The following is a 22508-nucleotide window of genomic DNA, read 5'->3' as shown; positions in this document are numbered from 1 at the left end:
AAAAAACTATCTAGGTTAAGGTAGCGAAGCCATGTCAGCGGCTTCGCTACCGAAAACACTGAATTCGAAGCGACTTTCTTCGCTTCGCGACACAATGTATATAAGCTAACTCGGCAGAAATAGTATCCCCCAAAAAATAAAGAACCATGCTATCCCTCGGACTCGACGCTTCCACCCAGAGCTGTTCCGCGCTGGTCATTGACACCGCCACCGGCACCATCGTGGCCGATGCCAGCATCAACTTTGGTCAACAACTACCACAGTATAAGGCCCCGTCCGGCTTCATTCCGGATGGGGCCGGTGGCGAAGTGCATTCCGATCCCCGGATGTGGCTGGATGCGCTGGAGCTGCTACTTGAGGAACTAAGCGGGCAATGCGACCTATCAAAAGTTGCAGCGGTCTCAGGTGCGGGCCAGCAGCATGGGTCGGTTTACCTGAATGCATCCTGGTTCCAGGTCGTCGGGTCACTCTCGCCGAACAGCTCGCTTGCGGAACAGATACAGCCCAGCCTGAGCCGTCTCACCTCCCCGATCTGGATGGATACTTCCACCGGAGAGGAATGCCGCGAGATCGCCGAAGCCGTCGGTGGCAACTCGAGTGTGTGCGCCAAATCCGGCTCAGTCGCAATCGAGCGCTTCACCGGACCACAGATACGGCGTTTCTATAAGACCGCCCCACAGGCCTACGACGAAACCGCACGCATTCATCTGGTCAGCTCTTTCCTGTGTTCGGTCCTCTGCGGTGCCGACGCACCGATCGATACCGGAGACGGGGCCGGCATGAACCTGCTGAATATTGCATCCTGGCAATGGGACCCGGAACTACTGGAAGCAACGGCACCGAATCTGGCGGCGAAGCTCCCCGGAGTCGTGCCGGGTGCGACCGCAGTGGGCAAGATCGCTCCCTACTTTATTGAGAAATTCGGTTTCAGCGAAGGCACGCCCGTGACTGTGTTCTCCGGCGACAACCCCAGCAGTCTCGTCGGCATGGGCGCCGGAGAACCCGGCAAAGTTGTCATCTCTCTGGGCACCTCCGATACGTTTTTCGCCGCCATGCAGGATGTCGTCGCCGACCCTCAAGGCTACGGTCACGTCTTCGGCAATCCACTCGGAGGCTCCATGTCGCTGCAATGCTTCGTCAATGGCTCTCTGGCCCGTGAAGCAGTGAAGGACAAGCTCGGCTACGACTGGGAACAGTTCACTGCCGCATTTGAACGGACCGAAGCGGGCAACAAGGGAAACTTCATGGTCCCCTTCTTCCGTCCCGAAATCAGCCCGCGCATCGACCTTGAAGCTCCAATCTTGAAAGGCAGCCAAACCTTTGAGCGTTGGAACGACGCCGACCTCGCGATTCGCGCCTGCGTCGAAGGCCAGTTCCTCAACATGAAACTGCGCAGCGAGTGGATGGAACTGAAACCGGAAGTCATCTACCTGACCGGAGGCGCGTCCAAGAACGATGCGATTGCCCAAGTCGTGGCCGACATCTTTCAAGCCAAAGTCCAGCGTCTTGCCGTCAGTGGCTCGGTTGCACTTGGAGCCGCCCTGCGCGCAGCCCACAATCACCTCAACTGCGACATGAAAGAATTGGTCGCCGCGTTCTGCCAACCGGAACCGGATAGTATCATCGAGTCGAAGGTGGGACCTGATACCTACCGTGAATCGCTTTCTGTTTTCTCAAAATTGCTCCCCGGCAAGCAAACTTCGAGCTAAACGCGATCTGTTGATTTTCGCTGCTCCGCTTCAATCTCCCGTAAACGTGCTTCCAGTCGGACCTTCTCGTCCTCAAGCTCCATCTTCGCTTGGGCAACTGAGACCTCACGACGCTTAATTACCGGAGTCCGCGCGTGCTCGATAATCCGGTCCTGCGTCAGGTAAACCCCACTTAACATAGATGTTTTCACATGTGCACGGTGCACGGCTCCATCACGATCCCGATATACGATTTCGTAAATACGGTCATTCTTTTCTCCGAACCATCCCGGCCCCAAGGGATCCCAACTCTGATCGATCAATTCACCATCTAGAGTATTTTCAATGTAATCCTTTACTCGCCCCCCATCGAAAGAACCCGCTAGCAAACGCACCACAATAGCAAGGATGATGAAACCAATAATAAAGAGCGGAAAGGCCTCTGGCATGTTGGGTTGGGTTTAAGTGCTTAGGCTTACTGTGGACGAGTCGTATCCCGACCCACAGCGTCATCCTTGACATACCAATCGAGCGTCCAATCCTCGATGGCGTTCATTTGTTTACCTTTGCCGAAATAAACACCCCCGAAACTGCTGCCCCCGTCCCGCGGATAAAAGCTGACGTGTAAATAACCGGCGTGACGCACATCGATCCGCAGTTCAAACGCCCCTGCCCCCTCTCGAATGACCTGCTCCTGTCCGGGCAAGATCTGGCTGCGTCCATCACCTTCGGTTTGAGTTACGAAAACACTGATTTTAGCGGCAGGCCTGCTGGACAGATGATAAGTGCCGGCCACCTCGATGGTTTCGCCAACGCGCAGCTTTGAACCGGTCGAGCGCACAGATTCAATCTGAATGGAGTCGCCGGCTCGGAAACGCGCCGGCCCTGTTTTGTAAACAACATCCTGAAACTCTGCCCCCAGCAAGGAGGCAACGGACATGAATGAGAATAGCAGGCATGAAAGCACTCGAAGCATAACACTCCTTTAAATAGCCAAAACCCAGGCCATTTGGAAGACATAATTTCTCCCAAGTATAAATCTCTAGAGACTTGGTTCGCCTTCCAGGTAGCCAAGCGAGACCAGAAACTTGTCCATTTCGAGAACCGTCGCCTTATAGTAAGGCATCCGCTCCTCGGTGTGGTTAAAGAAACCGTGCGGCTGATCTTCGTAGAGATGAAGGTCACAGCGCCCACCAAAGGATTCCATTATAGATTTGTATGCTTCGGCCATGGTTACCGGCACATGGGCATCCTTGGTCCCGAGAAAAACGATCGTCGGCGGCGTTTCGGCACTCAGGTTGTGCGCGGGGGAGAAATCCTCCCAATAGTCCTCGACCCGGTCGTACCCGTATCCCTCCGGTCCGTTGTTGTATACGGGATTGAAGAGCACCAGAGCCGCCGGTTTGCAGCTGACAGACGCATCCTCGGCGGCTTCGTTGAAACCTTCGACGGTGGCAGTTGCCGCGGCAACATGCCCACCGGCCGATCCGCCACCGGCCAGGATTTTATTCGGGTCGATGCCCCATTCACCGGCATGGGCCCGCACCCAACGCATGGCCGACTTTCCATCCATCACACATTCCTGCGGACTCGTCCCGTTGCGGCTTTCCACCCGGTATTCGGCCGAGATCGCCACCATGCCCCGGGATGCCAGGTAATCACAGTGCGGGAAAAACTGGGAAGGTGAACCCCCGATCCATCCGCCTCCGAAGAAGAAGACGATTGCCGGGCGCTGTTGGGAAGCATCATGCCCCACCGGATTAAAGATGTGGAGCTTCAACTCGACATCGCCGACCTGCTTGTAGATCGGCGTCGCATTCGGGTCGAAGCCCTTGATGTCGAGATTCGCGGATGTAGAGACGTAAGACATATCGTAAGTCGTTTTAAGCAGCAGGTTGGCTGACGAGTTTAAGAATCCCCGGAAACCGCGCTTCCACCTCGTCCGCACGAACCGTATTCAAACACTTGGTCCCTTCGACCCGGGTAAAAATCAAGCCGGCATCGCGCAAGACCGCCATGTGGTGTGACAGCGTCGCCTTGGCAACCTCGACCGGCAGCTCGTTGCAGGCCAGCTCTTGCCGCTCCAACAAGGCCCGCAGGATCGCGATCCGGCAGGGGTCGGAAAGCGCCTGCATCAAGTCGGGCAAGGCAACCTCTTCGAGCGGGGGATGTTCGTATTCTTTAGTCGGCATTTGTATGAAGTGAAAATATTGTTCGAAAAATTACGAACACAATTTGACTCAATCGGATTCGGCCCAATTGTTCGATAGAACTAGAACAATATATCCATGAGCACACAAAGCACAACTACATCGCCACTTCTCACTCCTGTCCGTATCGGTGCCTGGGATCTCCCCAACCGTATGATCATGGCACCACTCACCCGCTGCCGTGCCGGCGAAGGCCGGGTGCCGAATGAGCTGATGGCCGAGTATTATGCCCAGCGCGCCAGCGCCGGCCTCATCATTTCCGAGGCAACCTCGGTCGACCCGATGGGGGTCGGCTATCCCGACACGCCGGGCATCTGGTCGGACGAGCAAGTCGAGGGTTGGAAACATGTAACGGATGCCGTCCATGCCCAAGGCGGCCGTATTGTCCTGCAGCTCTGGCACGTGGGCCGCATCTCGGATCCGATGTATCTGGACGGTCAACTTCCGGTCGCACCCAGCGCCGTCAAGCCTGCCGGCCATGTCAGCTTGGTCCGCCCGATGAAGGGTTTTGAAACACCGCGTGCCCTGGAGCTCGACGAAATCAAGGCGATCGTTGAAGCCTACCGTAAGGGCGCGGAGAACGCGAAGAAGGCTGGCTTTGATGGTGTCGAGCTTCACGGTGCCAACGGCTACCTGCTCGACCAGTTCCTGCAGGACTCCACCAACCGGCGTAGCGACGAATACGGTGGATCAATCGAAAATCGCGCCCGGCTCATGCTCGAAGCGGTCGATGCCGCCATCTCGGTCTGGGGACCGGAACGCGTCGGACTGCACATCTCGCCGAAGTGCGACACGCACGACATGGGCGACTCCGATCCGGAAGCGACATTCGGCTATATCGCTCAAGCCATGAAGGAACGCGGTATTGCATTCATCTTCGCCCGTGAGTCGCAGGAGGCACCGCAACTCAGCCCGAAGCTGAAGGAAATCTTCGGCGGCCCCTACATCGCCAACCAACAACTGGACCAAGCCACCGCGGAATCCATTCTGGAGAAAGGCGAAGCCGATGCCTGCGCCTGGGGCCAGCAGTTTATTGCCACCCCCGACCTGGTTCGACGGTTCGCCGAAGGCCTGCCTCTCAATGAGCCAAATCCGGACACATTCTACGCCAGCGGCGAGGAGGGCTACACCGACTATCCTTTCGCGTCTTAACCCCCAACGCCAGGCAAACCTGCCTCAAAGTGGAATCGAAGTCGCTCTCGCGCCTTCGCCATAAAAGAACGGCTGCTTATTGGAGAAGAATCCGTGGTAGAGAAGCCGCGACAGTCGGCTTCTTCAAGTATTTCGCTATTCAGACGACACTAATTTTCAGACGGTCCCCCCCTTGCACAGGAGAGGGGGACCGCCACGCGTTTATCCCATTCTGGAGTTCAACTCAACAGGTTCAACAATTTGAAGAACTCCAAGTTCGCCAACGCCCGACGAATCCATAGCATCGGAGTGTATGGCAATTGATCACGATTTCGATTTCGATCCAACCTACGGCTACACCTTGGAGGAGTTGTTGCAAGTCGGCGCTCCTGACGAGCCGGAGGACTACACGCTCTTCTGGGAAGGCATTCATGCCCGGGCACTGGATATCCCACTCAAGCTGAGCTGCGAGGAAGTCGAAAGCCCGAATCCGGACTACAAGCTCTTTGAGATCGAGTACGACTCCTGGGGCAATGTCCGCGCCGGTGGTTGGCTAACCGTTCCGGTCGATGGAAAGCTCAGCAATGCGGTCGTCGTCGGCCATGGCTACGGTGGGCGGGAAGCTCCCGACTTCGGCCAACCGGTCGAATCCGCCGCCTGCATCTATCCCTGCGCACGCGGGTTCCACCGCTCGGCACACCCGGACTATCCGGGCGAGGGGCACCAGCACGTCATGCTCGGTCTTGAGGACCGAGCCACCTACTCCCATCTCGGTAGCGTGGTCGATTACTGGTTGGCCGCATCCGCCGTGCTGGAGCTCTATCCCCAGTTAAGCGATCGCCTCTTCTACAGCGGCGGCAGCTTTGGGGGCGGGATCGGCGCGCTCATGCTGGCCTGGGACAAGCGCTTCAAGAAAGCCTATCTCAACATCCCCAGCTTCGGCAACCACCCGCTACGCGTCCAGCTCCCCTGTGTCGGCAGCGGTCAAGCCATTCAGGAACACTACCACGCAGGCAATCAGGACATTCTCAAGGTGCTGCAATATTTCGATGCCGCAACCGCGGCACAACATGTCACGATTCCCGTTTTCGTCGCCGCCGCCACCTTCGACCCGGCCGTGCCGCCCCCCGGACAATTTGCCGTCTACAACGCACTGGCCGGCCCCAAGGAGCTCTTCATCCGCCAAGCCGCCCACTTCGATCTCGCCGGCAACGAGCACGACGACGCAGCCGTCCATACCCGGCTCCGGCGTTGGTTCCGGGATTGAGATTCGGTGTGGAATGCCAAATACCGCGACACATCAAACTCCGATATCCCGTGGGAGTTGCTGTATCCCCATTCCTCCATCCAGCAGGACCTGAGAACCGACGAGTGTGGGAGCGGAATCCGATGCAAGGAAGAGCACCGTCCGGGCGATTTCCTCCTGCGAACTGGGGGCGGCTGAAGGCACATTCTTCCTTCGGCGAGCTTCAACGCCGTCAGCCAGATGATTCCAGCGCTCGGTCCAGACGTATCCCAGAATGAGCGAGTTCACCCGAATACCAAACGATGAAAGCTCCTGTGCCATGGCTCGGGTCATGCCATCCAGAGCCGCCTTGCTGATGTTATAGGCACTCCGTCCATAAATTCCCTGATGCCCGGCCAAGGAGGAAATATTCACAATGGCACCCCCACCCTTTGTCTGAAGCCATTGAGCAGTCAGTTGCGCACAGCGGAAAGCGCCGAAGAGATTCACCTCCAAAACTTCACGGAAAAAATCCGGGCTTTGCTCAAGAAAGCCGGAATCCCCCAAACCGAGATGCGCGGCATTGTTTACGAGGACATCCGGCATCCAGCCCTTCGATTCAAGCTCGTCGAAAGCAGCCTCAATCGCGGATGGATCGCCCAAGTCGAAACTCGACAACATCAGTTCGGCTTCGGCGTAGGTCTCGATGAGCTGCGCATGTGCCGTTTTCAGGTTGGCTTCGGAACCGTGTAAAATAACACGGGCTCCGGCTTCAACAAAGGCCGCGGCAATCGTCAGGCCAAGGTTACGGGAGGAACCGGTGACCAAGACAGTCTTGCCGGCGAAAGACAGGAAGGATGCGGTATCAATTTTCATACGACAACAAGGGAAAGAGGGATTGATCGGTGAGCACCAACGGGTAGTCGGTAAACGGCAGGCGGAACTGGGTCCCGACATGCGCATCGTCGCAGATGAAAGGTTTCGCGTGCGCGGCGAGGTCGTGCACCTGTCCGGTCATGAGATCCAAGAGGACCGGTGAATCGAACTTGAGGTCCGAGTCCGCCCAGAACACGAGATCGATCTCACGTGCCGCTTTCTTCTGTTGCGGGTCCTCGGTGTTCCAGTAGGCCAGCAAAGGCACTCCATCACGAACAAAGGAAACCCCCATCGGCGAAGCCAACACCGCACTTTGCTGAGGCTGCTGCTCATCCGGATTCAGGAAACGGTAAAACAATTCACAGCGCTCGCTTGTATCATCAAAGAGTGAGCAAACCCGCTGAAAGACTTCGAAGGAATACTTGGGCGAGTAATCCGCGCCGTTGATCAAGCCCATCATCACGGGCTTTTTAACTTCGCCGCCGGCTTGACGGTACGGACGTCCCATCAGATCGACCGCGTGGAAATACAGGGCCATGTCAAATCCGGTCTTCAAATCGGCAAGGATACGCCGTGCCACCCACTTGGCCTGAACGACCTGATCGGTCCCATAGAGCCCGAGCCAATCGTCATTGTGCCCCTTTGTCTGTGAGGGACAACCGTTCTCGCCCTGCCAGACATCGATGGAGTGCCCCGGGGCATATTGCCGAAGCATACGGCGAACGAGATCGTGCATGTTCTGCAGATTGACTTCCGGCACCGATTGGTAGGGATGGAAGGAAAACACATCGATAGACTCCGCCATGCCTGCTTTGAGGGCGGCCTCAAGGAAAGGCGGATCCATTTTCGACATCGCCCCGCCGACAATCTTTGCATCCGGGATCGATTCCTTGACCGCGGCTGCCGTGACTTTCACCAGTTCGGCATACTCGGCGCCGTTCGGTTTGGACGGATGCCAGAACTGCGGAATGTTCGGTTCGTTCCAAACCTCCCAGTAGCGGACCTTGCCACGGAAGCGTTGCGCCAGCGCGATCACGTAATCGTGCCAGGCCCGTTTCACGTCATCCCCGTAATAGAGCGGGACATGGCCGACCGCCGACTCGTGCGGCACATCGGGCATGTAAAGCTTGTTGCCGAAAGTCACCGAAAAGAAAGGTTCGACCCCGGCTTCCAACAGCCTGTCGACGATTTCCTCCAGCCAGGCAAAGTCATACTGCCCCGCTTCCGTCTCGCAACGGCTCCAGCCCGTCTGCACCCGGGCCCATTTGGCCCCCAGTTCGGCCATCAGTGGATAGACCCGATCCGGATCGAACATGAAGCGGTCCAGCGTCTCGAAACCGACACCGATTTTGGACGACTTGATTTCGGCCGTCTTGCGCGGTCTAAACGCACCAAGGACGGGAAGCCCCAAGGCTTCCAGGTCCGTCAGCTGTGCACGCTTCAGTGCAGGCACATCCTGATCTTCGACAAATGACTTCGGGTCCACTACAGTATCCATATTTCACCTACTTTTTGAAAATATAACCGCTTTCCTTCGGACGGATGTCCGTCAGGGTTCCTTTGTAATGGCGCAGATCGTGGGCTTGATACGGATACTTCGCCAATACCGCCTCATTAATCTCCACCCCCAAGCCGGGAACTTGCGGGATGGTCAGGCAGCCATCCACAAAGCCAGCCTCCTCTTCGGCGATTTCAGTGCGCCAGTTCACATCGGTCGCCATGGTTTCGAGGCGTCGGATATTCATGGTCGACGCCGCCACATGGAGCGTGGCCGCATTGGCCACCGGCCCACAGGGATTGTGCGGGCAGCACGGGAGGTAGTAGCCTTCCGCCATTTCCGCAATGCGCTTTAACTCCGACATGCCGCCGACGTGAGTCACGTCCGGTTGCGCGAAGTCCGCACAACGTGACTCGAAAAACGGGATGTAGTCCCACCGGCTATACAAACGCTCACCCGTCGCAATCGGCACACGGGACTTCCTGCGAACCTCCGCGAGCGCTTCCAGATTCCCCGGTGGCAAGGGCTCCTCGAACCAGCCGACCTTGTAAGCGGCGATCATGTCGGCTGCGCGCACCGCCGTCGGCACATCAAAACGGCCATGCCCCTCGATCAGCAACTCCGCCTTTCCCTCGACCACTCCAGCCACCGCCGCCACGCAAGCCTCGGCCTTTTTCAGCTCCTGCGGCGTCAGCTCCAGGTAAGCCGAACCGAAGGGATCCCATTTCAGCCCACGGTATCCAGCTTCAATGGCCAGCTTGGCCTTTTCCGCAAATTCCTCCGGCTCCTTCGCACCGGCAAACCAGGCATTCGCATAACAGGTAATCCGGTCGCGTACCGCACCGCCGAACAACTCGTACACCGGCACCTTTAGCGCCTTGCCCTTGATGTCCCAGAGCGCCATCTCGAGCGCCCCGAGGGCCGACATGTAGACTGGGCCACCACGGAAATACACTTCCCGGTTGGCTTCGTCCCAGATCGACTGGATTTCAAAGGCATTCCGCCCAATGACATTTCGACCGAGCTCAAGCATCGCTTCGACCACCGTCTTTTCCCGGTATTCCAGCGAGGCTTCGCCCCACCCGTAAATGCCTTCATCGGTCTCGACTTTTAGAAAGACCCAGTTGGTGCGGAAACAATCCACAATATATGGTTTCAGTGAGGTGATTTTCATAGCAGGAAAACTTTAGATTATTTTCCAAAACCTGCCGAAAAACCGCTGTTTTATCAAACTTATGTAATTTACAGCCTTCGGCTTAAAGTTAATAAATATGTGCATCATGCCAAATACAGCCCGCCAAGAAGCCAAGCAAGCAACTGCCGACTGGCAGGCACTCCACCCCCTATTGGAACGTTGCTATGTCGGTCCCCCGGCGGGCAGGTCCGGTAACTTCCCCGGCGCGATTTTCACCTTGTGCAAACTACTCCGGGGCAGCGTCGAAATGAAGAAGGGCAATCACTCGATTCAAGCGGACGCCAATAATCCGGCATGGATACTCACCACCCCGGGCACACGCTGGCAGCATTTTTCCGATGACTCGGAAATCGTATCGATCCATATCGCCTTGGGCAACCCGCAGAACGGGGCGGAGTGGAGCGGCCCCCAAATTATTAGCGTCAAACCTGATTCCGCCGGCGAAAAAGCCTTAGCGGAGCTCGTCAATTGCCCTGTCATCAAACAACTCAGCCCGGGACAACGGCTCGAGCTACAGGCCTTAAAACTGAGCATCCCCGATTATCTTGAGCTGCAGAAACACACGCTAGAAATCCTCAAGCAAAGCCTGCTACTGGCGGAGCGGGCAGGCATGCGCTACCAGGTGCCCAGCATTCAGGACCCACGTGTCAATGCCAGCTATCGCTATCTGGCCGCCCTCGATATTCGTGAAAGCTTCGATCGCGGTGAACTGGCCGCCCGTGAGGGCCTGACCGCCGGACAACTCGACCGGCTCTGGCGCAGCGAACTCGGCCAGACCCCGAACCATTACCGCGACCGCCAGCGACTCACCTACGCCTGCCGGCAACTCCGCCGTCCGGAAATCCCCATCAAAGTCATCGCAGCCGATCTCGGATTCCGCCACCTCTCACAATTTTCCAACTGGTTCAGCACCCGTCACGGGGAATCCCCTCGCAGCTATCGAAAGCGACCGGGTACAAATTAAGATGCATCCAAATTGACTCGTACCTCAAATGTAAGCTCCGCAAGCGGAATACTCGATTCCATGATCCGGCATCAGAACTTCAACCTTCGTCGCAGCATCGACCGCCCACGGCAAATTCAACTCCGCGAATAGTTTGTTTTGATCAAATGCAGACTTCAGCACAGCCTCCATTCCCGGAATGTAGCGAAGCGTATCCCCCGGGTTGACTTGCTTCTTTGCCACAAACTCCTCGGCCAAGGCATGCACAGGAATATCCTGTAGCGCTTCCACACAATATGTGTGCGCACTGGCCGCTTCCACGCTAGAGGTCGCGGAAGATTGCGTTCCACCCAGACATTTACGGACGCAGCTTTCCAGCTTACGCATATGCGTCGACTCGGGGTCCCCGTAATTTTTGGTCGAACCGTCTTTGAGGTAGGCCACGACATCGCCCCCCAAACGATAACGCACCTCGGCTGTCTCGAATTGATAGCTGAACACTGGCCCATCGTTTGCCTCCACGGCATGAGTGGTATAAAAATAGATCGGCGGCCCTTCGAGCGTTTCAATTTTGATGCAGGCGGTGTCGAAGTTCTCGATCGGATTGGCCCGATAGCACTCCGCAGCCAGACGAGTGGGTGTCGCCGAAAGCTCGGCACTTGGCCCAAGCATAAAGAACATATTCTGGAGAAAATGAGCGGTCGCGTTATTCACCGGGCTATCATAGACGGGCCTCCCCTGCCCATTGTAAATCTTACCCGCCCAATTATTCCGGGAATAATAAGATTGCGGACGAGGCCAAGCGACTCGTGTGCTGAGCTGCTCAGCCTTCCCGTAAATTCCCTTCAGGATGTCCGCTTTCAGGTTTTGCATCGTCTCGCTAAAAGACCATTGATAACCGATTTCCAAAAATTGACCGGAGGCATCGCGAGCCGCTCGCATCCGTTCCACTTCCGCAGCGGTAGCCGCGATCGGTTTTTCACACAGGACATTGATACCGGCCTCCAACAACGCACAGGAATGATCCGCATGAAAGGAAATCGGCGTCGCCACCACAGCTAGATCGACCTCAAGCGAAGCCCCTAGAAAGGCCTGCAGTGATGTAAACACCGGAACGCCCAGAGCTTTCAGTTCCGGCCAATCCATGGCCTGCTCCACTGCAGGATCAACAATCGCAACAAGTTTAGCCTCCCCTGCGGCACGAAGTGCTCTTAAGCCTTCAATATAATGATGCCCGTAGCCGCCGACTCCCAACATGAGAACCCGGGCACATTCGCCTGCCATTTCTTTAGATTTCATCTCGCTTCATTAAGCATCCCCGATCGCCCAGGGCCAGGGTGCCTGCACACAGCGCAGGTGCTCCCATGGGAAATAATAAGGCAATGGATCTCGCGTCTTCCCGAGTAGTGGAATGTCAGATGTCTTCGGCGCAGGTGCAGAAGCCTCCCATGCAGGCCACTCGACCAACTTGCGATTGATCTCCGCAAAACGCGGCTCCGGGCTGCCCGGCGTCCAGGAAAGCTCCATTTCCAATTCAGGTTTTGCATCCGACACATCTCGGCAGTAGCGCACTCTGCGGGTTGTCCAAAAGTAATCCTCAATTTTGGCCCGGCTCAATTCTTGAGCAAAAGCTTCCAACGAAGTGTAATCGTCAACACTCGCATGCTCGGCGATAAAGCCACCATACACATCCGCACAGTCTTGAACACTGAAGGTTCGCTCCTCTCCATTGTAAAAAGTGCTGCGAATCACTTCGTATCCATTCACCTGTTCGAGAGTGATCGTCGGCTCCCCCAACGTTCGTGTATACACCAAGGGACGAATCCCGACAAACAAGCGCCCACGGCGACATACGATCCACTGTCCACGCGGCACTACACCGCCCCAGCTCTCACGTGTTTCCGTTCCGACAAAAACTTCGTCTGCACCGGCAAATTTCGAGGGGAAACACACAGCCTCACTCAGTTGCTTTACTTTTCGAGGCTCCTGCCCATCCCAAGCACTCAGCAAAAAATGAGGGTGCGACAGGACCAAGGCAGTGCTATCCGACTGAAGTGTAAAATGATTTGCATAAGAGACTAAATTATCTTGCTCACCACCATTCGTATACTCAGGTCCCTCTGAGACATATTCGCCCGGCTTACTATCATTCAGCAGCATTTTGCTAAAGACCGTACCCACATCTTTCAGCCCATCCTCAACTGGGTCGGCCTTGTTACGGTAGCTTGCAAAATAAGCCGCCGCTTGGCCACCGTTCAAGAAGGAGACATTGCAAGTTCCGACCGAAAAGTCCGCCTCCTGGTAGGTCTGCTGACGGTTTGAACAAGCCGGATAGCCACCAAACGCGGTGGGACCCATTTCTGAAGTCGACACACAACTGAAGGGGTAAGTTTTCTCCGTGAACAAGCGCCGAGTCGATTCGCTCACATGATACTCACCCGCAGCCAGCCAACACATCTGAGCAATATTGAAGGGCGGGTTGCCGTGATGGTGCAGCACCAATTGTTCATCCGGATCAAACAGGCGCATGGGCGACATTCTGGACACATCGCCAAGGACAAACCAAAGGAGCGACGAAGCCAAGGTCACTTGGCCAAGCAGATCGACCGTGTAGGCACGGGAATACGGCCCCGCCAGCATTCCCGTGCCCTCATGAAAACGGGCAGCCAAATCCAACCAGAGGCGCGCTTCGATATCCGCAGCCAGTTGGCGTGCCTCATCATTTTGCGCATGACCTGCGATTTCCGCGATGGCATGCAGCGTAAGCGGCGAATAAGTCGGCGAGTTGTATTCGCTGTTGATGCCTCGACGCGTCAGTTGCGCGGCAAACTGCCGCAAGCTCCACAAGCCATGCTTCACCGCCTCAGGCTCGCCTAGCATCTCGCCACCAAGTATGAGCCCCATCGCCGCCTTCGCGGGCATGTTGTCATTAAAGCCGTGGAACTGGTAATCCGGCGCCCGGTTTCCCGCCCATGTGGCAAAGCCGTCCCTCACCATGGACTTCAGTTTCGACACAACCGATGCCGACATCAGCTTTCGATAACGAAGTAAGAGCACCAGAGCGATGTTTGTGCTGAAGATGTTAAAGGTCGACTCCACCGGATATTCTTTCTGGCTGACATCCGTCGCCCCAACCACAAAGTCCCCCATCTCCGTCTGTCCCGTTTCATAATACGCGAAGCTGAGCCAAAGCCGTTCACGTGCGCTCAAGGGACGACTCGGGGCGCGCCAGCCACCATCGGCCGCAAACCAGTCGCGGCTAACATCTGCAGCCTTTTCCAAATACTGTATACAACGTGCACGCACGTCGATTTCAAGAGGAGCCGAAGTCTTATACATTATCCTACTAGATCGAGATTGCTTGGAGTGAATGACTCAAATTTGAGCTTGCATTGATTCAGAAAACTCGAATTGTTTTGGGTCTTTACTAGTATATTGTCAAACCCCAAAATAAAACCAAATCTACATTATGTCACCCATGCATAAAATCATCCCACTCGTCGCCTCCGCAGCTATCGCTCATACCGCATCTGCGGATCTCGTATTTCAGGCAGACTTCAACGGCACCGGCGGCGGCACCGGAGGTGCCAGCGACATAGCCACGTACGGCGGCACCGGAAGCATTTATGACACAGCAGCAGACGACGACATCAGCGCATCGGTTTCAGGCGGAAAACTAGTAATCACGGACGGATCTGGCTATGTGGGACGACCTGTGGGCGTGACATTCGATCCGACGAGTATAGACAATGGCTTCAACTCATGGTTTGAAAATACCAGCGATACACTCGGTTATGACAGCATTAACGGAGCCTTGGATTTCTACTTCAAGAGCACGGAAAACGCGCTGACCGGGAATTCAGTCAGAGCGATCGATACCCGGATAGGTCAGGACGACCAATTCCGGATTGTCGTCACAACCAATGTCACCGGAGTCCTAACACTACAAATACTCGATTACTCAAGCGGCACTGGCACTGTCATTATGGCGCCAAGTTATAACTTCTACGAATACCAGGCGAACACACTCTACCACGTGGCGGTCACTGTTGAAACAGGCGTTGATGGATTGATTACTGGAAAGATTTTCGTGGCAGAAGGAAACACAACCATATCGTCATCCGCCATACCATCGATATCAGGAACTACTGCAGGCTCAGTGGATACCACAGGCACCGTCAATGACAACAGCTTCAGATTCGGGACCTCAGATGTAGCAGTGGACCGAGTACTTGAGCTCGACAGTTTCCGGCTTTACGACTCGGTCCCTGCCGAATTCTCAGCCATCCCAGAACCTAAGCTAGTCGGGTTAAGCGTTGGGAGCATGGCGCTCCTAGCGGCGATTGGCCTCAAGCGCAAAGGTGGTCACCCGAATGATTAATCACCACCTATAATGCTCGTTTCGAAACTGAATATCCAGCACCTCAAACCAGTCATATCCCACACCTCATGAATAAAACATCCCTACTCATCCTAGCTGCAGGCCTCACCCAAGCAGCCTCTGCCAATGTCGTTTTCCAAGCCGACTTCAACGGCACCGGAAGCGGCACAGGCGGTGCCAGCGATATCGCCACACTCGGCGGCACCGGGAGCATTTACGATACAGCCAGCGACGATGACATCGTCTCCTCGATCTCTGACGGAAAACTAACCGTTACAGACGGTGCAGCTAAAGTCGGAAGAAAGGTTGGTGTGACACTAAACCCTACGTCCATCGACAACGGCTTTAACAGCTGGTTTGAAGATACCAGCGATTCGCTGGGCTACGACAGCGTCAATGGTGCCTTGGATTTCTTTTTCCAAAGCACCGAAACAGAACTTACCGGCACCAGTATCCGCCCAATTGATGTAAGGCTTGGCCAGAACGACCAACTTCGACTCATTTTAACAACGAATACACCAAGTTCCGGAACAGGACCTTTCGCAGTTCAAATATTAGACTACTCAAGTGGCAGCGGCGTCAATATTGGCGGGGCAAGCTATAACTTCAGTGACTATCAAGCGAACACACTCTACCATGTAGCCGTCACCTTGGAAACTGGAGTCGACGGGCTAATTACCACCAATATTTATATTACCGAAGGCAATACGACAATCTCCAGTGCAGCGATTGCAGATGGATCTGAAACCACATCAGCATCGTTCAATTCAACAGGCACAACACTAAACAATAGCTTCACCTTCGGAACCCATGACATTGATGTGGCCCGCGTCGTCGAGTTTGATAGCTTTCGACTCTACGACTCCATACCCACAGAATTCAGCGCAATCCCCGAGCCTCAAACCTTTGCGCTCAGCTTTGGCAGCATCGCCCTCCTCGCAGCAATTGGCCTCAAGCGAAAAGGTGGTCACCATACGGACTAATCACCACCGGTGATGCTCGTTTTGAATCGGAATCACTGAATATCCAACACCTCAAACCTGCTATTTAAACACCTCATGAATCAACCATCTCTACTCCTCCTCAGCATGGCCCTCGCCCACACGGCATCTGCTGCCCTCGTTTTTCAGGCCGACTTCAATGGCACCGGAAGCGGCACCGGCGGTGCCAGCGACATGGTAACCCTAGGCGGCACCGGTCAGTTCACCGGCACTAGCTCGTCTTCGAATGTCTATTCCTCCATTTCCTCCAGCACGCCTCTTACCACAGGCGGAGGCAACTACCTAAGCTTGGACGACCAAGGGCAGTCAAGTAGCTACAGTCCTACTGGCGCTGGCTTTAGCCCGAACTCGGCGGCCTCGTCATTTGACTCTTGGTATACCGACAACGGAACCAGTGGCTTTGATACGCTGAATGGCGGCGTTGACTTCTTTTTTCGGTCTACCGATGTAGCACTAAGCACCAATCAGTTTCGATTTCTTGCTCTTTATGGCATCAGCGGAAGCGACGGTCTGCGATTTAATTTGCTTTCGAATAACGGGGCACTGCGTTTCGAGTTTCTAACAGGATCCTCCAGTGCCGTTTCCGTCGGCGCTAGCAGCGGGATTCTAAATCTCAGCGCAAACACAACCTACCACATCGCCTCCACGATGGAAACCGACGGTTCGACGGGACTCATCACCGTCAAGCTCTTCCTGGCAGAGGGAAACACCGCAATTGATACCAGTTCGAACACCTACTTAATTGCCAGTGCAACTTCATCCTCGGCGCTGGATGACGGAAGCACCGACACGATTACACAAAGCTTTAATTCGGCCAACGGATTTACCTTTGGACAATACTATAATGACAACGCCGATACCAAAGTCACCGACTTGGACCAGTTTCGGATCTACGACTCAATCCCCGCCGAATTTTCTGCCATCCCGGAACCTGAGACGCTGGCACTCAACTTTGGTAGTATCGCCTTGCTCGCAGCCTTTGGCCTGAAACGTCGAGCTCGCAGCATCAAATAAAACAAGAGCAACCTCTTCCCCCAAAGGCATCTACTAGGATGCCTTTGTTCGTTCTGTGCCCGTAGACGATGAACAATGACTTCATGAATCGATCATTCACTCGAGCATTCTGCATAAAGATGGACCAATGGGTAGGGTTCGATACCCTTATCGAACCGCTCTACTCCGTAATTCGGCGCGTTAAGGATAACGCGCCCTACCTTTGCAGGAACTTCATCTGCCGCATCATTTGCCTGGGATTCCTGCTGCAAACGCTTTCCGGCGAAACAACGATCCGCCAGGAAAAGAATCTCTGGCGGATCAGCCAAAGCGGAGAACCATCGATTGAGAGCCAGATCACCGAGGACGGTAGTCTGGCCAGCCTTCGCTTTCTCAAGCCAAGCGAGATCTACAACTTGATGCCGAATGCGCATCGACCCGATTTCCTGAAAACCGGCATCGGTTTGCCCGAACAAAATTCACTGGGTGGCTCACGCGGGATCTTCTTTTGGCAAAATCAGCCGGTGCCCCTACACAAGATCGAAAAGCTGGATGCACAGACCATCCGTGCAAGCAGCGACAAGGGTGAGATCGTTTATGACTTCAGTTCGGAGCAAGCCGTAAACATCACCGCGATAAACAAATCTGTAGCGCCCATGCTTTTGCTCATGGTTCTGGATTCAACCGTGGCTGCGGTGCGCGCAACGGACGCCGACCTCGAGAAGACTCCGACGATCCGTCTCTGGCCGGAGACCATTTGGTATCAGGATGGCAATACAGCTCATTGGCGGATCGAAATCACCGGCGGCGACCGCATCTGGGGACCCGCATCCGAAGTCGGCACGCCCTGGCGCGAGGGCCTTTATCAAGTATGGGAAGCCAAGCTACAACCCGGTGAGACACGCGAAGTCAGTATCCACGCCAGCCGCATGACCGATGAAGCCGTTGCCGAATACAAAGCCCTGATCCCGGAATCCATCCCTGCCCGCCGGGCTTCACAGATCGCCTTTCCCTTGGCTCCACAAGCCAACGACAACTCACTTTCCTTGTATTCGCCAAAGGATTACCAGGTTTTCCAGCGAACGACCCAAACCCAAGGCTCCATCCGCATTGAAGGTTCCTTCCGTAATGATTTCGATCACGCCGAAGCCCGCGTCACGGGAAGGTCTGCATACGGAAGCATTCCAGAGGAATGGATGCCGGTTGAAATAGACAGTGCCAGCCATGGATTCTCCGCCAAGCTGCGGCTGTCCGCCGGCGGATGGTATCAAGTCGAGATACGCGCATGGCATAAAGGCAAAATCGTCGCCCAAACAGTAATCGAACACGTCGGCATCGGCGAAGTCTTCGTCACTTGCGGCCAATCCAATTCGACCAATTACGGCGCGACGGAGGACGCACGCAACCGCACGCAAACCGGACTCGTCGCCAGCTTTGGCGGCGGCAGCTGGCAACTCTGTGAAGATCCCCTCCCCGGCAGCTGTGACGGCAGCCAGGGCGGTAGCCCATGGACCTTTTTCGGAGATGCCATGGTCCGCCGATACAAAGTGCCGGTCGGCATTGCCATCACTGGCCAAGGCGGTGCTCCGGTGCAAAACTGGACACCCGGCTCCTTCCCTTTCCTATGGTTGATGGCACGCATCAATCAATTCGGACCGAGAGGATTCCGCGCCCTACTCTGGCATCAAGGTGAGAGCAATGTTCGGCAAAGCACCGATTTCTACTACGACACCCTCAAGGAAATCATCGAAGCCACCCGCCAAGTAGCAGGATGGGAGATTCCATGGATGGTCGCTCAAACTTCCTACCACAACCCAAAGGAATCCTCCTTTGCCAGCACACGAAACGCGCAGCAAAAGCTCTGGGAGGATGGCTTCGCGATGCAAGGCCCGGACACCGACACACTCACAGGGGCAGATCGGGCCGGGATCCATCTGAGCACCCGCGGCCTCCAAAAGCACGGGGAAATGTGGGCCGACTGCATCAGCAACTATTTAGATGAAAGCTTTAAATCCGAAAAATAACATGAATCCACACAAAAGACTCTCGAGTGCGCTGGCACTCTGCCTCTTATCCGCCGCACAGCTGTTTGCCGCCACGAACACGAATAGCTCGACAACTCCCAAGATGCAGGATTCGTGGGGCGACCATCACCGGGCACTGGTACAGGAAGCCGAAGACAACGCAGACAAGATTCAAATCGTCCTGCTGGGCGATTCGATCACTTACCGCTGGACTGTCGGCGCGGGTAAAGAGATCCGCCAAGAGCGCTACGACCCACACGGTGTCATCAACCTAGGGATCAGCGCCGATCAGATCCAACACGTCCTTTGGCGACTGGAGAACGGGGAAATGGCCCCACTCCACCCCAAGATGGTCCTGCTGATGATCGGTACCAACAACCTGTACAATCGCAGCAATGAAGAAATTGCCTACGGGGTGTGGAAGATAGTCGAATACATCCGCAGCCATCACCCGGAAACCCGCGTTCTGGTGCAGGCCATTTTCCCGCGCAGCCGTCCCGCCGGACGAATGGAGCAAATCCATAAGATCAACGATTACCTGGCCAAGCTCGATGATGGCAAAATGGTCAAATTCATCGATTTCGGCGAAGTCTTCCTCAACCCCGATGGCAGCCTGAATGAAACCTGGTTCACGGACGGGCTGCACCCGGAGAAGCCAGAAGCCTTCACAGCGTGGGCCGACAGCATTCAAGCCATCGTCGACCAATGGCTGGCCACAGCTCCCGTCGCCAATGTGCCGCCTCCATCCGCTCCGGTGGAGACACCCGAAGATCTTACGATCATCCAGCCGGCATCCCGCAATGACTGGCTCTACAAATACAACCGTTTCCTCGAAGAAACCGAGCGAAGCGAGGGTCACTTACTCTTCCTCGGCGACATCACCATGTCGAAATGGCAGCGCGGCCTGGGTGATCTGTATCGGGACACCTACCGACAATACGCGCCGGTCTTTGGTGCCATGTGGGGCAACCGCACGGAGAATATTCTATGGCAATTAAAGAACATGCCCGCAAAGAACATCGATCCTCAATTGGTTATTCTACAAATGCAGGAAAACCTGACAGCCGGCAGCACAACCCCCGAAGAGGTTGCCGCAGGCGTGGCGGCGATCGTCAACACACTCAAAGGACTGTATCCTCAAACCGAAATTCTTCTGGAAAGCGCGCTTCCGGAAATCCGGGGTGAACGTGTGCTCGTCTTCGGCTCCATCGAAACATACAATCAACTTCTCAAGGACTTTTCTAAACAGGACCCGAAGGTCCACTTTCTGAATTTGACGGAGATCTTTCAGGACGAGCCAGCTCAACTCATTCCGAATCGCTTCAAGCCGACAGCCGAGGCTTACACCAAGTGGGCAGAAGCTAGAGCTCCGATTATCGAGCAAGTAATGTCGAGGTCGAATTCCAATTAATATAGCATACTGCCTCTTCTGTCGACGTCACGGGCTCTGAAGAAGCCCGTCCTACAACACCAAGGTAAATCTAAGCGAATACTTGTAGGACGTGCTTCCTGAAAGGAGCGCGTAAAATCAATCCAAATGGCATAAAAGGAAAACCACACGAACCTGCCATGCTACATATTGGACTATACGGTAAGAACGGACATCAAATCGACGCTCACTTGCGAAAGCATCCACTCGCACAGCTAGTAGCGGTTGCCGGAATACCAGACGTCGATCTGCAGAAAATTTACGGATCCGAAGACCATTCGATCCACCGACATTCGAGCTTTGAAGATCTTTTGGCTGACCCCAAAGTTGACCTCATCTCCCTCTGTTCACCTCGACGATCCGAACAAGCGGAACATGCCATTCGTGCACTGAAAGCAGGAAAACACGTGCTTGCGGAAAAGCCGTGCGCCTTAACCGAGGCGGACCTCGACGCAATTATCCAAACCGCAAGAACAACTGGCAAGGTGTTTCATGAGATGGCGGGTACTGCCTATGAGCAGCCATACTATGCCATGCAGCAGATCATACAGAGCGGCGTCATCGGCGAAGTCGTTCAAGTCATAGCGGAAAAGTCTTACCCTTACTGCGACTGGCGAGCACAGGATGAAGACGAGGACGGCGGGCTCATTTGCCAAAATGGAATCCACGCACTTCGTTTTGTCGAACATGTCGCGGGCATGCACATCTGCAGCATTCGTGCATTTGAAACGAAGAAGGCAAATCCACTCCCCACTGGAGAGTTGAGAATGGCGGCCTCCATTGTAGCAGAATTGAGCAATGGAGGCGTGGCGTCGATTGCCTGCAACTATTTAAACCCGAGAGGCACTGGGATCTGGGGCGACGAAAGTCTGAAAATCCTCGGATCAAAAGGCATTCTGGAATCCCGTAGCGGTGGCCAATGGACACGTCTCATAATCGGGAGTAAGGACTGCGGGCCCATTGACGTCCAAACACCTCCACCTCAATGGCACGACCTGTTCTTTAAGGATGTACTCGGAATGCAAAAGATACCGATGGACATCGAAACCGAACTCTCCCCGACACGCTGGGCCATCCGAGCGAAACTTAGCATAATCGATAACAAGCCCATATGCTTAAGTTGAACATAACTGAGCATGCATTCCTTTGATAAAATTACCTGCACTTCATCCATAACTCACATCGACGTAAAATCCGTTATCGTTTTCATCTTAAGATAAGGACGTCGGGAGTTGACCACATCCGTCAGGAAGACCAAAGCCCGCCGATTCGAATGATACATCCAACCGGTGTTAATCTTCGGTTCCCACTGATCGTCAATTTTCATGCTAAAATGAACTCGCATATCCGCCTTATCGTCAGCCGGATCCTCTATCAGTTTTGTCTCCTTTCCGGGAATCACAAATTTCTCATCTCCAAGAATACAGCCAACTTGGTATTTACTTAGATTGATAATACGGAATGAACCCATTGGGAATGCACCGAAATCGTGATTCATCACCAGCGTGTTCAGCTTAGCTTGGACCGGAGTTTCCACCGCCTCTGGCATTCGCACTGCATCCGAAAACAGGAAAAGCACATCCTGAAGGTTCGGTTCGACATAAGCTCTGGCGACAGGTTCCCTCACAACAGTGCCCGGTTCGCCTCCGGGCCTTTCCCGAAAAAAGACAATCGGATTTGGGCCTGTATAAGAATAAGGTCCGTTTAAACGAGACTGCCCCACGCGAAGTGTTTCGACTTCCTCACCATTCAGATACTGGATGCCATTCGCTTTCGTCGTGTCCCAAGCCAAACAAGTAAAACTTATTGAAATCGTATTTTCATCAGTCTGTGCCCTCAAGTTAAAGTGAGCACAGAGAAATAGACCGGTAAGTATATAGAGAAATTTCGGCATCACTAAATTTAAATAACATC

Annotated in this window: 20 protein-coding genes; 10 read left to right on the top strand and 10 right to left on the bottom strand. The window is 54.8% G+C overall.

The genetic code is table 11. The annotated features are described in order from the left end of the window. The first annotated feature begins 146 nt into the window (after positions 1-146). A complete protein-coding gene (locus tag O2597_RS03275) occupies positions 147-1709 on the top strand; it encodes a xylulokinase (RefSeq protein WP_269522759.1) in 1563 nt (520 codons plus the stop codon). Here the strand turns inward: O2597_RS03275 and O2597_RS03270 are convergent. From O2597_RS03270 to O2597_RS03255, 4 genes are all read right to left on the bottom strand, one after another. Next, entirely contained in the window at positions 1706-2137 is a 432-nt protein-coding gene (locus O2597_RS03270; RefSeq protein ID WP_269522758.1) for a hypothetical protein, read from the bottom strand. The genes O2597_RS03275 and O2597_RS03270 overlap by 4 nt on opposite strands. Positions 2138-2163: 26 nt before the next feature. Beyond that, positions 2164-2628, bottom strand: coding sequence for a hypothetical protein (locus O2597_RS03265; protein ID WP_269522757.1), 465 nt, complete (start codon positions 2626-2628; stop codon positions 2164-2166). 102 nt (positions 2629-2730) lie between these two features. Next, on the bottom strand, positions 2731-3558 hold the full coding sequence (locus tag O2597_RS03260; protein WP_269522756.1) for an alpha/beta hydrolase: 828 nt from the start codon (positions 3556-3558) through the stop codon (positions 2731-2733). Positions 3559-3571: 13 nt separating this feature from the next. Beyond that, positions 3572-3880 (bottom strand): ArsR/SmtB family transcription factor, encoded by a 309-nt coding sequence (locus O2597_RS03255; RefSeq protein ID WP_269522755.1) that lies wholly within the window; start codon positions 3878-3880, stop codon positions 3572-3574. A gap of 96 nt (positions 3881-3976) precedes the next feature. Between O2597_RS03255 and O2597_RS03250 the strand changes: the two genes are divergently transcribed. Both O2597_RS03250 and O2597_RS03245 read left to right on the top strand, forming a co-directional pair. Next, on the top strand, positions 3977-5050 hold the full coding sequence (locus O2597_RS03250; protein WP_269522754.1) for an alkene reductase: 1074 nt from the start codon (positions 3977-3979) through the stop codon (positions 5048-5050). 292 nt (positions 5051-5342) lie between these two features. After that, complete coding sequence (locus O2597_RS03245; protein ID WP_269522753.1) at positions 5343-6296, top strand: acetylxylan esterase; 954 nt, start codon at positions 5343-5345, stop codon at positions 6294-6296. 33 nt (positions 6297-6329) lie between these two features. On the opposite strand, the gene O2597_RS03240 is transcribed toward O2597_RS03245, so the two are convergent. From O2597_RS03240 to dgoD, 3 genes are read right to left on the bottom strand one after another with little or no spacing between them, the layout of a single operon-like run. Beyond that, positions 6330-7130 (bottom strand): SDR family NAD(P)-dependent oxidoreductase, encoded by an 801-nt coding sequence (locus O2597_RS03240; RefSeq protein WP_269522752.1) that lies wholly within the window; start codon positions 7128-7130, stop codon positions 6330-6332. Then, positions 7120-8628, bottom strand: a complete 1509-nt coding sequence (locus tag O2597_RS03235) for a GH39 family glycosyl hydrolase (RefSeq protein WP_269522751.1) — start codon at positions 8626-8628, stop codon at positions 7120-7122. Before O2597_RS03235 ends, O2597_RS03240 begins: the two co-directional genes overlap by 11 nt. 7 nt (positions 8629-8635) lie before the next feature. Then, positions 8636-9802, bottom strand: a complete 1167-nt coding sequence (dgoD, locus tag O2597_RS03230) for a galactonate dehydratase (protein WP_269522750.1) — start codon at positions 9800-9802, stop codon at positions 8636-8638. Between the two features lie 106 nt (positions 9803-9908). Between dgoD and O2597_RS03225 the strand changes: the two genes are divergently transcribed. Continuing rightward, the gene (locus O2597_RS03225) at positions 9909-10787 is read left to right on the top strand and encodes a helix-turn-helix domain-containing protein (RefSeq protein ID WP_269522749.1); all 879 of its coding nucleotides are present in this window, start codon (positions 9909-9911) and stop codon (positions 10785-10787) included. A gap of 24 nt (positions 10788-10811) precedes the next feature. On the opposite strand, the gene O2597_RS03220 is transcribed toward O2597_RS03225, so the two are convergent. Both O2597_RS03220 and O2597_RS03215 read right to left on the bottom strand, forming a co-directional pair. Further along, entirely contained in the window at positions 10812-12065 is a 1254-nt protein-coding gene (locus O2597_RS03220) for a Gfo/Idh/MocA family protein (protein ID WP_269522748.1), read from the bottom strand. Positions 12066-12074: 9 nt separating this feature from the next. Next, the gene (locus tag O2597_RS03215; protein ID WP_269522747.1) at positions 12075-14072 is read right to left on the bottom strand and encodes a hypothetical protein; all 1998 of its coding nucleotides are present in this window, start codon (positions 14070-14072) and stop codon (positions 12075-12077) included. Positions 14073-14244: 172 nt separating this feature from the next. Between O2597_RS03215 and O2597_RS03210 the strand changes: the two genes are divergently transcribed. The 6 genes from O2597_RS03210 to O2597_RS03185 all read left to right on the top strand — a co-directional run bounded on the left by O2597_RS03210 (position 14245) and on the right by O2597_RS03185 (position 21718). After that, a complete protein-coding gene (locus tag O2597_RS03210; protein ID WP_269522746.1) occupies positions 14245-15147 on the top strand; it encodes a hypothetical protein in 903 nt (300 codons plus the stop codon). 68 nt (positions 15148-15215) lie between these two features. Further along, positions 15216-16130: a hypothetical protein gene (locus O2597_RS03205; protein ID WP_269522745.1), complete on the top strand. Its 915-nt coding sequence runs from the start codon at positions 15216-15218 to the stop codon at positions 16128-16130. A gap of 75 nt (positions 16131-16205) precedes the next feature. Continuing rightward, entirely contained in the window at positions 16206-17162 is a 957-nt protein-coding gene (locus O2597_RS03200; protein WP_269522744.1) for a hypothetical protein, read from the top strand. 119 nt (positions 17163-17281) lie between these two features. Continuing rightward, positions 17282-19165 carry a sialate O-acetylesterase gene (locus tag O2597_RS03195; protein ID WP_269522743.1) on the top strand — a complete coding sequence of 628 codons (1884 nt, stop codon included), beginning with the start codon at positions 17282-17284 and terminating at the stop codon, positions 19163-19165. Between the two features lies 1 nt (position 19166). Further along, the gene (locus tag O2597_RS03190) at positions 19167-20576 is read left to right on the top strand and encodes a GDSL-type esterase/lipase family protein (RefSeq protein ID WP_269522742.1); all 1410 of its coding nucleotides are present in this window, start codon (positions 19167-19169) and stop codon (positions 20574-20576) included. A gap of 158 nt (positions 20577-20734) precedes the next feature. Beyond that, positions 20735-21718, top strand: a complete 984-nt coding sequence (locus O2597_RS03185; protein ID WP_269522741.1) for a Gfo/Idh/MocA family protein — start codon at positions 20735-20737, stop codon at positions 21716-21718. Between the two features lie 53 nt (positions 21719-21771). Here O2597_RS03185 and O2597_RS03180 read toward each other — a convergent pair whose 3' ends face one another. Continuing rightward, positions 21772-22488 carry a hypothetical protein gene (locus tag O2597_RS03180; RefSeq protein ID WP_269522740.1) on the bottom strand — a complete coding sequence of 239 codons (717 nt, stop codon included), beginning with the start codon at positions 22486-22488 and terminating at the stop codon, positions 21772-21774. Between the last annotated feature and the right edge of the window lie 20 nt (positions 22489-22508).

The sequence above is a fragment of the Coraliomargarita parva genome, from assembly GCF_027257905.1.
Lineage (GTDB): Bacteria > Verrucomicrobiota > Verrucomicrobiia > Opitutales > Coraliomargaritaceae > Coraliomargarita_A > Coraliomargarita_A parva.
This window is presented reverse-complemented; position numbering and strand designations above follow the sequence as displayed.

Excerpts from the sequence above, each read along its gene's own strand:
- O2597_RS03220 (WP_269522748.1), bottom strand. The coding sequence starts at position 12,065 with ATGAAATCTAAAGAAATGGCAGGCGAATGTGCCCGGGTTCTCATGTTG.
- O2597_RS03200 (WP_269522744.1), top strand. The coding sequence starts at position 16,206 with ATGAATCAACCATCTCTACTCCTCCTCAGCATGGCCCTCGCCCACACG.
- O2597_RS03225 (WP_269522749.1), top strand. The coding sequence starts at position 9,909 with ATGCCAAATACAGCCCGCCAAGAAGCCAAGCAAGCAACTGCCGACTGG.
- O2597_RS03245 (WP_269522753.1), top strand. The coding sequence starts at position 5,343 with ATGGCAATTGATCACGATTTCGATTTCGATCCAACCTACGGCTACACC.
- dgoD (WP_269522750.1), bottom strand. The coding sequence starts at position 9,802 with ATGAAAATCACCTCACTGAAACCATATATTGTGGATTGTTTCCGCACC.
- O2597_RS03210 (WP_269522746.1), top strand. The coding sequence starts at position 14,245 with ATGCATAAAATCATCCCACTCGTCGCCTCCGCAGCTATCGCTCATACC.
- O2597_RS03235 (WP_269522751.1), bottom strand. The coding sequence starts at position 8,628 with ATGGATACTGTAGTGGACCCGAAGTCATTTGTCGAAGATCAGGATGTG.
- O2597_RS03275 (WP_269522759.1), top strand. The coding sequence starts at position 147 with ATGCTATCCCTCGGACTCGACGCTTCCACCCAGAGCTGTTCCGCGCTG.
- O2597_RS03185 (WP_269522741.1), top strand. The coding sequence starts at position 20,735 with ATGCTACATATTGGACTATACGGTAAGAACGGACATCAAATCGACGCT.
- O2597_RS03265 (WP_269522757.1), bottom strand. The coding sequence starts at position 2,628 with ATGTCCGTTGCCTCCTTGCTGGGGGCAGAGTTTCAGGATGTTGTTTAC.
- O2597_RS03195 (WP_269522743.1), top strand. The coding sequence starts at position 17,282 with ATGGACCAATGGGTAGGGTTCGATACCCTTATCGAACCGCTCTACTCC.
- O2597_RS03260 (WP_269522756.1), bottom strand. The coding sequence starts at position 3,558 with ATGTCTTACGTCTCTACATCCGCGAATCTCGACATCAAGGGCTTCGAC.
- O2597_RS03255 (WP_269522755.1), bottom strand. The coding sequence starts at position 3,880 with ATGCCGACTAAAGAATACGAACATCCCCCGCTCGAAGAGGTTGCCTTG.
- O2597_RS03240 (WP_269522752.1), bottom strand. The coding sequence starts at position 7,130 with ATGAAAATTGATACCGCATCCTTCCTGTCTTTCGCCGGCAAGACTGTC.
- O2597_RS03190 (WP_269522742.1), top strand. The coding sequence starts at position 19,167 with ATGAATCCACACAAAAGACTCTCGAGTGCGCTGGCACTCTGCCTCTTA.
- O2597_RS03180 (WP_269522740.1), bottom strand. The coding sequence starts at position 22,488 with ATGCCGAAATTTCTCTATATACTTACCGGTCTATTTCTCTGTGCTCAC.
- O2597_RS03205 (WP_269522745.1), top strand. The coding sequence starts at position 15,216 with ATGAATAAAACATCCCTACTCATCCTAGCTGCAGGCCTCACCCAAGCA.
- O2597_RS03250 (WP_269522754.1), top strand. The coding sequence starts at position 3,977 with ATGAGCACACAAAGCACAACTACATCGCCACTTCTCACTCCTGTCCGT.
- O2597_RS03270 (WP_269522758.1), bottom strand. The coding sequence starts at position 2,137 with ATGCCAGAGGCCTTTCCGCTCTTTATTATTGGTTTCATCATCCTTGCT.